Genomic DNA, 12,813 nt, shown 5'->3' with positions numbered 1-12,813 from the left:
CTGCGGCGTAAAAGCCTTCAATTCGGATCCCGATGCCCCCATATGTCCTGCATAGGGCGCGTCACGCGTGCCCGTGGGAAACAACAGGATTGGGTTTGATGTTCAGGTTTGGACGGGTTCTCGCAACCGTTGCGGTTGCTTCGATGGTGATGCTGACGGTGGTGGATCTCGCCGAGGCCCGACGTGGCGGCAGCAGCTTCGGCAGCCGTGGCAGCCGCACCTTTTCCGCGCCGCCGGTCACCCGCACGGCGCCGGCCGACGCGACGCCGATCAACCGGACGATGACGCCGCAAAGCAATCAGGGCCAGACCGGCGCGCAGCAGAACATGGGCCAGGCGGCCCGTCCCGGCGCGCAGCGTCCGGGCGGCCTGTTCGGCGGCTTTGCCGGCTCCATGCTCGGCGGTCTGGCGCTCGGCGGCCTGATCGGCATGATGATGGGCACCGGCTTTGGCGGCATGGCCGGCATGCTCGGCATGATCCTGCAGATGGCGCTGATCGCCGGGGCCGTGATGCTCGCCCTGCGCTTCTTCCGTGGCCGCCAGCCGGCAGCCGCCGGCTATTCGCCGCGTCAGGCGACGGGCTATTCGGGCAGCTCGCCGATGCAGGGTTTCGGTGGCCAGAGCTCCGGCATGCCGTCCTTCAAGATTCCGCAGATCGGCGGCGGCGGACACGCCGAGTCGGCGCGTAACAGCCGGCAGGCGGCCAACCAGTCGGCTGACGAGATCGGTGTCGGCGAGGACGACCTGAGCCAGTTCGAGGCGATGCTGAAGCAGGTTCAGGCGGCCTATGCGGCCGAGGACTACGGCACGCTGCGCAAGCTGACGACGCCGGAAGCCATGTCCTGGCTGGCCGAGGAACTGAGCGAGAATGCCACCAAGGGCGTGAAGAACGAGGTCAGCGACGTGCAACTGGTGCAGGGCGACGTGGCCGAAGCCTGGAATGAAAATGGCGACGACTATGCGACGGTCGCCATGCGCTACGAGAGCATCGATGTCACCCGCGACCGCGCCACCGGCCGTGTCGTCGAGGGCGATCCGGACCAGCCGACGGAAGCCGTCGAGCTCTGGACCTTCCTGCGCAAGCGCGGCGGCGACTGGCAGGTCTCGGCCATCCAGGGCATGGGGGCCTAAGATCAGGCCAAGATTGCTGACAAAGCCTGTTTCTGACGACTTTGAAGGCTGTCTGGGACGCGTTGCGATTGCTATTTCCACCGTCATTCCCGTGCTTGTCATAGGAATCCAGTCGGCCCAAGTCCTTGGGCCGAAAGAGCCTTTTGACCCGACGGACGTCGGGTCGCTGGATACCCGCCACGAGGGCGAGTATGACGGAGGGCAGGGATGGGCTCTCGTCAAATAATCGGCTTTCGGGGTTCGTCATCAGTCTTTGCCGCCGGTTTGACCGGCGGCTTTTTCATGTGGTCGGGTCGTCCTCCGGCATGCCCCAGAGCCTGCCGAGCTCCTTCAGCGTCGCTGCCTGGCGATGGGCGCCATCGTGAATGCAGGGCGGGAATAATTTGTGGTAGCCGGGCGTTCTCGACTGTATCTCCGACAGGAAGCCGCGACAGGCCTTTGCGCGCCGGCAGGACGGCAGCGTGCAGGTCTTCCAGTATCCGAGCGAACTGGCGGGAAGCTGCATGATTTTCTGCTCCTCGCGCTGCTGCTGGCGTTCCGGCAGCCTTCGGTATTCGCCCCAGGTGAAGCCGGGCATATAGGGCTCGGCGTCCTGTTCCTCCTGGTAACGCTGTTCTTCTTCCTTGGTCCTGATCTTCATCCTGTTTCCTTTGCGCATGCGCTTTCGGTCACGCGACCGTCCGGCCCGTGTTCGACATTGCTGGAGAGCCCACACGCATGCGGAACCTCATGTGAATTTTAGTGTGTGGCTCCGCATGCGCGTGGCCTTCGGTGTCCTTTCGAGGCGCCCAGCCCCTACAGGTGATTGCCTCGCCTCGCTGCATGGCCTGGTTTCCGCTTGTCCTTTCGAGACAGGCTCGCCACTTGCACGGCTCAACCGAACCGGAGCCTGGCGGCCCCGGGGGAGACTTGATAGGCGGGGATGCCCGCCATGGCTTTCACCTCCCTGATCCCTGCCGCACGTTACGGCTCAAACCAGGGCACCGGCCCCCACCTGCCCGCGACCGTCTCGCGAAACACTCCGGCGGTGGAGACAGGGCCAGTATGGGGCAGGGGCGGGAGGCGGGGATCAACGGGGATGAGATTTTTTGGAGAAGAGCGTATTCGGAGGTAGCTGTTTGGCGGCTGTCGGCTCTCAACTCTCCGTCATGCCTGCGCTTGTCACAGGCATCCAGCCACCGCGCGTCCGCGCGGTGAGAACTTCGCATCTGCTGAGAGAGAGAGTCTTCCACGCGATGGACATCGCGTGACTGGATTCCTGTGACGAGCACAGGAATGACGGAGGAAAATGGGTGCCTTGCGGCGGAACCTGAGGGAGAGGCCGCTGTCGGTCATACCAGTTCCCGACATCCGCCACGCCTCAAAGCCCATGCAGATAATATGCGATATCCTCCCAATCCGGATTCATCGCCTCGATCAGATTGAGTTTCCATTGGCGCGGCCATTTCTTGATGGTCTTTTCGCGTGTGATTGCCGTCGTCACCAGATCGTATTCCTCGAACCAAACAAGCGTCTTGACGCCATAGCGGCTGGTGAAACCGGGCGTCAGTTCATTTTGGTGCTCGAACAAGCGGCCGGGCAGGTCGGTTGTTACACCGATGTAGAGCGTGCCGTTACGCTTCGAGGCGAGGATGTAGGCATACCCCTTCATGGTTGGAAAGTGCGAGATTGGTAGCGGGGTGGCAAGAGGATTGGTGAAGGATAAGGAATAACGCGTTGCGCTCGGATGTCACTTTGGCGGCTGTCGGCGCCCAATTCTCCGTCATGCCTGTGCTTGTCACAGGCATCCAGCCACCGCGCGTCCGCGCGGTGAAGAAGCTTAGTGTATTTGCGGAGAGGAAGAGAGTCTTCCACGCAACAGACGTCGCGTGACTGGATTCCTGTGACAAGCACAGGAATTGTCTGTCTGAATCATGCTTTAATGGGGTGAAGCTGGATCATGCCCGGGGTGGCCACCCCGGGCATGATGCGGTCACGCGCCCGAACAGGAATAGGTCTTGACGACCGGCCTCATCCTGGGCCGTGAGCGCACCAGCTTCGCATCGCTTGTTGACTTGAATGGGCCGGTTTTCACCGCGCCCGCAGACAATGCCAAGCATGGAGCCCCATCATGATCGCGAATGCCGATGAAATCCAGTCCACCCTCGGCTGTGATGTCGCCAAGGATACCGTCACCCTTTTCGACAGCCGCACCTTGAAAACTCTCACCGTCTCCAACACGACAGCTGCTCTGAAGGCGGCTCTGAAGCCCTATGCCGGACGCACCGGCATGCTTGCCATCTGCGAGGCGACCGGCGGTTACGAAGACGAACTGCTGCGCGTTCTGGAGAGCCTGGCCATCCCGGCCCACCGCGCCGATGCCGCGCGGGTGAAGGCCTTCATCCGCTCTTGCGGCACGATGGCCAAGACCGACCCGATCGATGCCCGCCATATCGCCGAATACGGCCTCCTGCGGGCAAAATCGCTGCCGCGCTTCCAGGCGCCGGAGCCACAGGACGCGCGCATGAAGCTTTTGGTCGCACGCCGGGCCGACCTCGTTGCCATGCGGGTGCAGGAAGAAAACCGGCTGAAGGCGCCGCGCAACAAGCCGATCGCGCGCGAAATCGCCGGGCATGTCGCCGAGATCAAGCGGCGCATCGATGCCATCGACCGGCAGATCGAGGCGACCGTCAGCGGCAACCGCCGGATGAAGGAGCGTCAGGCGATCCTGCGCGGTGTCCCAGGCATCGGAAAGGTGATCGCTCCCGTCCTGCTCGCCCTCATGCCCGAACTGGGCCAGATCGACCGCAGGCAGGCCGCAAGTCTCGCCGGCTGTGCGCCGCATCCCCGCGACAGCGGCACCTATAAAGGACGGCGATTTGCCACCGGCGGGCGCCGCCAGCTCCGCCCGCTGCTCTTCACCGCCGCCATGGCCGCAAGCCACAGCAAAAGCCACCTCGCCGTCATATACCGACGCCTCCTGGCCGCGGGAAAATCAAAGATGACAGCCCTCGGCGCCCTCATGCGACACATCGTCGTCATCGCAAATGCAAGGCTCAAGGAATATGAAGCCGCCGATGCACGACTGACTTGATGACGGCGGAAAATGGATGCGGCACCAGCACTCTCACACCTTCTCCCCCGGCATGCCACTCGCCTGCCGCATCCAATCCACAAACTGCGCCTCATCGAACACGCCGTCCGCGTGGATATGCAGATACCGTGCATGCGCGGTCTTGGAGGCGACCGGCGGCATGGGGGTGAGCGATGTGCCGCGGAAGAACGCGAGTTTGATATATTTATCGAAGCAGTGGATGCCGAGGAACCAGGTCTTTCCGTCCATGCCGTAGAGCGGCGAGTTCCATTTGACGGCCTTTTGCACGTCGGGGACGGTTTTCGTGATCAGAGTGTCGAGGCGGTGGCCGATGGCGCTTTTCCAGCCGGGCATGGCGGCGATATAGGCCTGGACGGGGGCGTCTCCGTGGCCCTTGGCGATCTGGGGATTGCCGCCGGAGAGCAGGACGGGGCCGGTTGGCGGGGCGTTCGGCTTGGTGACGTTCTTTTTGGTGGCCGGTTTGGTTTCGGCAGGCGTGGCCTTGGCGCCGGATGCCTCGGCTTGCTCTGGTGTTTTACCCGTCATGCTGCGTCCTCCGTCTGGTGTGGAACCATAACCGACGGAAGAGGATGAGGCGAGGGGATGGGGATCGGGCAGAGGGGCTCGCATATGGAAAAGACCCCTCCCCAACCCCTCCCCACAAGGGGGAGGGGCTTAACCCGCAGTCTCGCCTTGTGGCCAGCCAAGACGAATCCATCTCGCTGAGCCCTTTGTCTTCGAAGCGGTTTCTTCTTGCGGGTTGCTGTGATTGGGTTGCGAAGGGTACGGCATTGTAGCCCCTCCCCCTTGTGGGGAGGGTTTGGGGAGGGGACTTTGCTATGTGCGGAAGCCCTATCTCTTAGGAGCGCCGGGCAAAGGACCATCGCGCGGCTTTCCGCGGCCGCGCGATGGTCGGTTCGACGTCAGGCTGCCTTGGCGGCGGCGATGACGTCGAGATCGCGGATGGCATTGGCCGGCAGGACGAGGTCGGCGACGGCGAGGTTTTCGCGCAGATGGGCGCGCGAGGAGGTTCCGGGGATCAGCAGGATATTGGGCGAGCGCTGCAAGAGCCAGGCGAGCGCCACCTGCAGCGGCGTTGCACCGACCCGTGCGGCGACATCTGACAGTGTCGAGGATTGCAGCGGCGAGAATCCGCCGAGCGGGAAGAAGGGAACGTAAGCCGTTCCTTCCGCAGCCAGTTGGTCGATGAAGGCATCGTCGTCGCGATGGGCGAGATTGTACTGGTTCTGGACGCAGACGATATCGGTGATCCTGCGGCCGTCGGCCACCTGTTTGGCGGTGACGTTGGAGAGGCCGATATGCTTGACGAGGCCCCGGCGCTGCAGGTCGGCAAGAACGCTCAGCGGCTCTTCGAGCGAGCCTTCGGCCGGGCCGTGGACGTCGAACATGGCGCGCAGGTTGACCACCTCGATCACGTCGAGGCCGAGGTTTTTCAGGTTGTCGTGGATCGCCTGCGTCAGCGCTTCCTTCGAGAAGGCCGGGTTCCAGGAGGCATCCGCGCCGCGTGTCGCCCCAATCTTGGTGACGATGACGAGGTCGTCGCCATAGGGGTGCAGCGCTTCCCTGATGATCTGGTTGGTGACGTGCGGGCCGTAGAAATCGCTGGTATCGATATGATCGACGCCACTTTCGATGGCTTCGCGCAGCACGGCAACGGCTTCCGCGCGATCCTTCGGTGGGCCGAAGACGCCCTTGCCGGCAAGCTGCATGGCGCCGTAGCCGAGGCGCTTGACCGTGCGGTCGCCGAGGGTGAACGTGCCGGATTTTTCAAGACTGGACATGATGATGCTCCGTTGTTGGGACATCTCACAGATAGGTCGTTTTCGGCTGCGCGATAATGATGGGCAATCGGCACAGGCTGTTTGGTTTTTTGGACAATGAGACGGATCGTGGTGGCGTTGGTCCGGCAGTCCCGATGCCATTTGTGCCGACAGGCATAAACAGACGGGCCCCCTCCGGGGCGTCAGACTGCTGACAAACCCGAAAGCGGCTGTTTGACGAAAGCGGACACCCCGTCCTCCGTCATCCTCGGGCTTGTCCCGGGGATCCAGTGACCTGACGTCCGTCAGGTCAAAAGACTCTTTCGGCCAAGGACTTGGCCGGCTGGATTCCCGCCACAAGGGCGAGAATGACGGTGGTGTTGGCTGCCGCTTGTTTTCCCAATCCCTGTCAGCAAAGGAGAAAATGACCTTGTCAGAATCAGACAGGCCCGGCAGCCTGTCCGTGAACGACGCAGGCCGCGATGCGCTCAGGCCGCCTTTGCGGCTGCACCATAGGGATCAAACCGGCCGTAGAACGTCTCGCCCTTGGCGGCCATGTCCTTGAGCAGCGGTGTTGGCTGGAAATGGGCGCCGTAGGTGGCGGCGAGCTTTTCGCAGAGCGCGACGAAGGTCTTGACGCCCATGCCGTCGATATAGCTCAGCGTGCCGCCGGTATAGGGGGCGAAACCGAAGCCGAGGATGGAGCCGACATCGGCTTCTCTGGGATCGGTGACGATGCCTTCTTCGACGGTGCGGGCGGCTTCGAGCGCGATGGTGACGAGGAAGCGCTGCTTGATCGTCTCGACGTCGAAGCTGTCGGCGCTCTTCTGTGGGAAGAGGTCCTTGAGGCCCGGCCAGAGCGACTTCTTGGCGGGCTTGGCCGGATAGTCGTAGAAGCCCTTGCCGTTCTTGCGGCCGCGGCGGTCGAGATCGTCGACCAGCTTGTTGATCAGCGTCATATGCTGTGGATCGACGGAGGCCTCACCGAGATCGGCGATCGACGCCTTGAGGATCTTCTGGGAGAGGTCGATCGCCACCTCGTCGTTGAGCGACAGCGGCCCGACCGGCATGCCGGCCATCTTGGCGGCATTCTCGATCATCGCCGCCGGCACGCCTTCGATCAGCATGTCATAGGCTTCGTGGATATAACGGAAGACACAGCGGTTAACGTAGAAGCCGCGCGTGTCGTTGACGACGATCGGCGTCTTCTTGATGGCGGCGACGAAATCGAGCGCGGTGGCGAGCGCCACGTCGCCGGTTTCCTTGCCGAGGATGACTTCCGTCAGCATCATCTTTTCGACCGGCGAGAAGAAGTGGATGCCGATGAACTGGGCCGGGCGCTTGGAATTCTTCGCAAGGCCGGTGATCGGCAGGGTCGAGGTGTTGGAGGCGAAGATTGCATCTTCGGAAAGCACCGCCTCGACCTTTTCGATGACGTCCTTCTTCACCTGGCGGTCCTCGAACACGGCCTCGACGACGAGCTTGACGTCTTTGAGGTCGTTGTAATCGGCGGATGGGGTGATGAGCGCGAGCAGGGCCTCGCCCTGTTCCTGTGTCATCCGGCCCTTGCCGATCGCGTCCTTCACCAAGCCTTCGGAATGGGTCTTGCCCTTGGTGGCGGCTTCGATGTCGCGGTCGATCAGGGTAACTTTGATGCCGGCGGCGGCGGAGACATAGGCGATCGAGGCACCCATGAAGCCGGCGCCGACGACGCCGACGGTCTTCAGGTCCGCCTTCGGAATGCCGGTTGGGCGGCGGGCGCCCTTGCCGAGTTCCTGCATCGAGATAAACAGCGAGCGGATCATCGAGAAGGCTTCGGTGGTCTGCAGGATCTCGGTGAAATAGCGCTGCTCGATCTTTAGGCCGGTATCGAAGGGAACCTGCAGGCCTTCGTAGACGCATTTCAGAATGGCGAGGCCGCCCGGATAGTTGCCCGATGTTTCGCGGCGCAGGATGGCGGAAGCGGCCGGCCAGAGTTGGGCCGCCGCCGGCGTCCAGATTCCGCCGCCGGGAACCTTGTAACCCTTTTCGTCCCAAGGCTGGACGGGTTTCAGACCGTTCTTGATCATCGCCTTGGCGGCATTGATCAGTTCGGCTGGATCGACCACTTCGTGCACGAGGCCCATGGCCTTGGCGCGCTGCGGGGTGAGCGAGGAGCCGGTGGTCATCATCTGCAGGGCGTCCTGCGCGTTGGTCAGGCGCGGAACGCGCTGCGTGCCGCCGGCGCCGGGGAAGATGCCGACCTTGACCTCGGGCAGGGCGATCTTGACGGATTTCGAATTGGCGGCGACGCGGCCGTGGCAGGCGAGCGACAGTTCGAACGCGCCGCCCATGCAGGTGCCGTTGATCGCCGAGACCCACGGCTTGCCGGAGGTTTCGAGCTTGCGGTAGAGGCCGGTCATCTTGCCGGTGAGGTCGAACAGTTTTTGCGCGGCATTGTCCGGGTCGATCTTCTTCTGTTCCTGCTGGAACGTGAACATGCCCTTGATCATCGACAGGTCGGCGCCGCCGGAGAAGGTGGACTTGCCGGAGGTGAACACGACGCCCTTGACGGCTTCATCCGCGACCGTCTGGTCGATGATGGCGTTAAGCTCGGTCATGACGTCTGCGGTGATGACGTTCATCGACTTGTCGGGCATGTTCCAGGTAACCAGCGTTATGCCGTCTTCGTCGGTCTCGATGGTGAAATTGGTGTAGGTTGTCATGTTGGGATTCCTCTTCCCTTGAATCTTGGCTTGGCTCCATGCCGCCGCCCGATGAGGCGATCCGGCCGGGTTAAGCCCCTCCCCACAAGGGGGAGGGGGCTAAATTACACCCGCTCGATGATCGTCGCGGTGCCCATGCCGGCGCCAATGCAGAGCGTCACCAGCGCGGTCTGAAGGCCGCGGCGTTCCAGTTCGTCGAGCACGGTGCCGAGGATCATCGCGCCGGTGGCGCCGAGCGGGTGGCCCATGGCGATGGCGCCGCCGTTGACGTTGATCTTGTCGTGCGGAATGTCGAAAGCCTGCATGTAGCGCAGGACAACGGCGGCAAAGGCCTCGTTGAGTTCGAACAGGTCGATATCGGCGATCGACATGCCGGCGCGTTTGAGCAGTTTTTCGGTGACGTCGACAGGGCCGGTCAGCATCAGGGCCGGGTCGGAGCCGATATTGGCGAAATGCCTGATGCGGGCGCGGGGCTTGACGCCCATCGCCTCGCCACCGGCCTTGGAGCCGAGCAGAACGCCGGCCGAACCGTCGACGATGCCGGAGGAATTGCCGGCATGGTGGACGTAGTTGATGCGCTCGATTTCCGGATGGGCCTGAATGCCGACGGCATCGAAGCCGCCCATTTCGCCGGGCATCTGGAAGGACGGGTTGAGCGAGGCAAGGTTCTGCATGGTCGTGGTCGGACGCATGTGCTCGTCCTTGGCCAGGATGACGATGCCGTTCTGGTCCTTCACCGGGATGACCGACTTGTCGAAATAGCCATTGTCCCAGGAATGGCCGGCCCGCTTCTGGCTTTCGACGGCATAGGCATCGACGTCATCGCGGGAGAAGCCGTATTTGGTGGCGATCAGGTCGGCCGAGACGCCCTGCGGCATGAAATAGCCGGGGAAGTTGACGGACGGATCCATGTACCAGGCGCCGCCGGACATGCCCATGCCGACGCGCGACATCGATTCCACACCACCGGCGATGACGATGTCATCGGCCCCTTGAGCGATCTTGCCGGCCGCGAAGTTGATGGCGTCGAGGCCGGACGCGCAGAAGCGCGAAATCTGCATGCCCGGCGCCTTGTTGGAGTAACCGGCCTCGAAGGCGGCTGCCTTGGGGATGACGGCGCCGGCTTCGAAGACCGGATCGACGCAGCCCATGATGATGTCGTCGACGGTGGACGTATCCAGCCCGTTACGGTCGCGCAGTGCTTCCAGCACCTTGGCGGCAAGGCGCGGCGTGGGCACTTCATGCAGCGCCCCATCCTTCTTGCCCCGGCCGCGCGGCGTGCGCACGTGGTCGTAAATGAAGACTTCGGTCATTGTTACATCTCCCTGTAGAGCGCTTGGCGCCCGTCATTCGTATGAGTGTTATTCCAAAAAGGCAGATACGCGCGCCAACACATCGTTGATGATGAAATCCGGTGCCTTCTCGATAAAGCGACCGCCCCTCGCTTTGAGGTCTATCGCCCTGATCTGGTGACACAACACAACACCTGTAGCCTTCGTGCCTGCGCCGGACATAGGAACCGTCAAGCCTTTGGTTCTGGCGAATTCTCCGCCAGCGGTAATCGGAGCGATGACCTGGACGCCGAGTTGATTGAAAGTACGTGGTGTCAGGACAAGGACGTATCTCGCCTTGGCCTGTTCTCGCCTACACGTTGGTTCAAGATCGACAAACCAGATGTCTCCTCTTTCCATTAGTCGATGATCTCGTTACCGACCGATGGGGCATCCATCCATTCGCGTTCTTCCTCCGACCAAGGTGCATCAAGATCGCATTGTGCGAGCAGTTCTTCGAGCGTGTACTTGGGACGTGCCTTCGGCACGGCAACAAGACGCCCATCTTCGATCGTTACATCAAGCTTGGAATTCGCCCCCAGTCCAAGCGTATCCAGAAATGGCTTCGGAATGGCCATCATCACTGAGCCACCTACATTGCGTAATGTCGATACAGCCATTTTCGCCTCCATAGGAAAGTTATATCAATATATAACTTTCCCTCAAGGTTGTCCAACCTTCAAAACGCCGCCGCGTCCAGTGCCATCAACGTATCCGCGCCGGTTTCGATGCGGGCTTTGCGCAGCGCGGTTTCGGGCATGATGCGTTCCATGAAGAATTTTGCGGTGACGAGTTTGTTCTTCAGGTAGGCCTCGCGGTCGCCGGCGCCTTCGGCCAGCTTTTCTTCCGCCGTCTTGGCGATCTTGGCCCACATGTAGCCGAGCACGACGAGGCCGAAGAGGTGCATGTAGTCGGTCGAGCCGGCGCCAGCATTGTCGGGTTTTGCCATTGCATTGCCCATGAACCACATGGTGGCCGCCTGCAGGTCGTTCAAGCCCTTCTTCAGGCCCTTGGTATAGGGGGCGAGCTTTTCGTCGGCGCGGTTTTCCTCGCAGAAGTCGCCGATTTCCTTGAACAGGGCGGTGATCGCCCGGCCGCCGTTCAGCGCCAGCTTGCGGCCGACGAGGTCGAGCGCCTGGATGCCGTTGGCACCCTCGTAGATCATGGCGATACGGGCGTCGCGGACATACTGGCTCATGCCGTGTTCCTCGATATAGCCGTGGCCGCCGAAGACCTGCTGGGCCATGACCGCATGGTCGAAGCCCTTGTCGGTGAGCACGCCCTTGAGGATTGGCGTCATCAGGCCGAGAATGTCGTCGGCGGCCTGGCGGTCGGCCTCGTTGTCGCCGCGATGCGCGATGTCGGATTTCAGCGCCGTCCACAAGGTAAAGGCGCGGCCGGCCTCGTTGAAGGCCTTGATGGTCATCAGCACGCGGCGGATATCGGGATGGACGATGATCGGATCGGCCTTCTTCTCCGGCGCCTTCGGCCCAGACAGCGAACGACCCTGGATACGGTCGCGGGCATAGATGGCGGCGTTCTGATAGGCCACTTCCGCCACCGACAGGCCCTGTAGGCCGACGCCGAGGCGGGCCTCGTTCATCATCACGAACATGGCGTTGAGGCCCTTGTTCTCCGCGCCGATGAGGTAGCCGACCGCTTCGTCGTAGTTCATGACGCAGGTCGAATTGCCGTGGATACCCATCTTGTGCTCGATCGCGCCACAGGACACCGTGTTGCGGGCTCCGACGGAGCCATCCGCCTCGACACGGAACTTCGGAACGATGAACAGCGAAATGCCCTTCACGCCTTCCGGTGCGCCTTCGATGCGGGCCAGCACCAGATGGATGATATTGTCCGACATGTCGTGTTCGCCGGCGGAGATAAAGATCTTCTGGCCGGAAATCTTGTAGGAACCATCGCCCTGCGGCACGGCCTTGGAGCGGAGCAGGCCGAGGTCGGTGCCGCAATGCGGCTCGGTCAGGTTCATCGTGCCGGTCCAGTCGCCGGTGACCATCTTCGGCAGGTAGGTTTCCTTTTGCGCGTCGGTACCGTGCACGAGGATCGCGGCGATCGCGCCCTGCGTCAGGCCGGGATACATGGTCAGCGCCATGTTGGCCGAGGACATGTATTCGCCGACAGCGGTGTGCAGCGTGTAGGGCAGGCCCTGGCCGCCATATTCCTCCGGAACGGACAACCCGAGCCAGCCGCCCTGGCGATAGAGATCGAAGGCCTGCTTGTAGCCCTTCGGCGTCGTCACCGTGGCATCGTCCGAGCGCTTGCAGCCTTCCTGATCACCCGACAGATTGACCGGGAACAGCGCCTCCTCGGCAAGCTTGGCCGCCTCGCCGACGATCGCCTCGATCATGTCCGGCGTCGCATCGGCAAAGCCGGGCAGGTTGTTGTAGCGCTCGATGCCGAGAACGTCGTTGAGAATGAAAAGCGTGTCTTCTACCGGAGCCTTATAGCTGGGCATGTTTCCTGTTCCTCACCTGTAACCCTGTCATGGGTGCGCCATGTCATTTTCGCCATGCTACAAAACTTTGACGTTTGCGTAAACGTCAAAATTGGCAAATCGGGAAACTTTGATCGGTGGCCGGCCGATAGCCGGAACAGTGATGTGAAAGCCGCCCCAAATTCAGCATGCGCTCAAATCGTTAAAAAATTTTCAGCCAGGTTAACGGCTTGTTTACCACGTTTCGGGAAAGTGCGTGTTGAGATGGTCACGGCTGCAACAGTTCTGTCTTCGCGTCATTGCAGCCTTGTCCGGATCGGGGACCGGATCGGAAGGTG

11 protein-coding genes are annotated in these 12,813 nt (G+C 62.0%); 2 read left to right on the top strand and 9 right to left on the bottom strand.

Annotation, left to right across the window (positions count from 1 at the left end; translation table 11 throughout):
• Positions 1–98: 98 nt before the first annotated feature.
• A complete protein-coding gene (locus ACST81_RS21295; RefSeq protein WP_438750414.1) occupies positions 99–1,130 on the top strand; it encodes a Tim44 domain-containing protein in 1,032 nt (343 codons plus the stop codon).
• A gap of 280 nt (positions 1,131–1,410) precedes the next feature.
• On the opposite strand, the gene ACST81_RS21290 is transcribed toward ACST81_RS21295, so the two are convergent.
• Entirely contained in the window at positions 1,411–1,770 is a 360-nt protein-coding gene (locus ACST81_RS21290; RefSeq protein ID WP_438750413.1) for a hypothetical protein, read from the bottom strand.
• A 720-nt stretch (positions 1,771–2,490) separates the two neighbouring features.
• Positions 2,491–2,781 (bottom strand): GIY-YIG nuclease family protein, encoded by a 291-nt coding sequence (locus tag ACST81_RS21285; protein WP_438750412.1) that lies wholly within the window; start codon positions 2,779–2,781, stop codon positions 2,491–2,493.
• A gap of 459 nt (positions 2,782–3,240) precedes the next feature.
• Between ACST81_RS21285 and ACST81_RS21280 the strand changes: the two genes are divergently transcribed.
• The gene (locus ACST81_RS21280; RefSeq protein ID WP_438750411.1) at positions 3,241–4,203 is read left to right on the top strand and encodes an IS110 family transposase; all 963 of its coding nucleotides are present in this window, start codon (positions 3,241–3,243) and stop codon (positions 4,201–4,203) included.
• A 33-nt stretch (positions 4,204–4,236) separates the two neighbouring features.
• On the opposite strand, the gene ACST81_RS21275 is transcribed toward ACST81_RS21280, so the two are convergent.
• The 7 genes from ACST81_RS21275 to ACST81_RS21245 form a co-directional block, all read right to left on the bottom strand.
• Entirely contained in the window at positions 4,237–4,749 is a 513-nt protein-coding gene (locus ACST81_RS21275; RefSeq protein WP_438750410.1) for a DUF1801 domain-containing protein, read from the bottom strand.
• A gap of 377 nt (positions 4,750–5,126) precedes the next feature.
• Positions 5,127–6,005: an aldo/keto reductase family oxidoreductase gene (locus ACST81_RS21270; protein WP_438750409.1), complete on the bottom strand. Its 879-nt coding sequence runs from the start codon at positions 6,003–6,005 to the stop codon at positions 5,127–5,129.
• A gap of 467 nt (positions 6,006–6,472) precedes the next feature.
• Positions 6,473–8,689, bottom strand: coding sequence for an FAD-dependent oxidoreductase (locus ACST81_RS21265; RefSeq protein WP_438750408.1), 2,217 nt, complete (start codon positions 8,687–8,689; stop codon positions 6,473–6,475).
• A gap of 104 nt (positions 8,690–8,793) precedes the next feature.
• Positions 8,794–10,002, bottom strand: a complete 1,209-nt coding sequence (locus ACST81_RS21260; RefSeq protein ID WP_113103769.1) for an acetyl-CoA C-acetyltransferase — start codon at positions 10,000–10,002, stop codon at positions 8,794–8,796.
• A 48-nt stretch (positions 10,003–10,050) separates the two neighbouring features.
• Positions 10,051–10,380 carry a type II toxin-antitoxin system PemK/MazF family toxin gene (locus ACST81_RS21255; RefSeq protein WP_438750407.1) on the bottom strand — a complete coding sequence of 110 codons (330 nt, stop codon included), beginning with the start codon at positions 10,378–10,380 and terminating at the stop codon, positions 10,051–10,053.
• The gene (locus tag ACST81_RS21250) at positions 10,380–10,640 is read right to left on the bottom strand and encodes an AbrB/MazE/SpoVT family DNA-binding domain-containing protein (RefSeq protein WP_438750406.1); all 261 of its coding nucleotides are present in this window, start codon (positions 10,638–10,640) and stop codon (positions 10,380–10,382) included. The genes ACST81_RS21255 and ACST81_RS21250 overlap by 1 nt, the downstream gene beginning before the upstream one ends.
• A 59-nt stretch (positions 10,641–10,699) precedes the next feature.
• On the bottom strand, positions 10,700–12,496 hold the full coding sequence (locus ACST81_RS21245; protein ID WP_438750405.1) for an acyl-CoA dehydrogenase C-terminal domain-containing protein: 1,797 nt from the start codon (positions 12,494–12,496) through the stop codon (positions 10,700–10,702).
• Between the last annotated feature and the right edge of the window lie 317 nt (positions 12,497–12,813).

Origin of the sequence: Pararhizobium sp. O133, from assembly GCF_051669845.1 — a bacterium.
Lineage (GTDB): Bacteria > Pseudomonadota > Alphaproteobacteria > Rhizobiales > Rhizobiaceae > Pararhizobium.
Note: the sequence above shows the minus strand (reverse complement) of the source record. Positions and strands in the feature narration are given on the sequence as shown.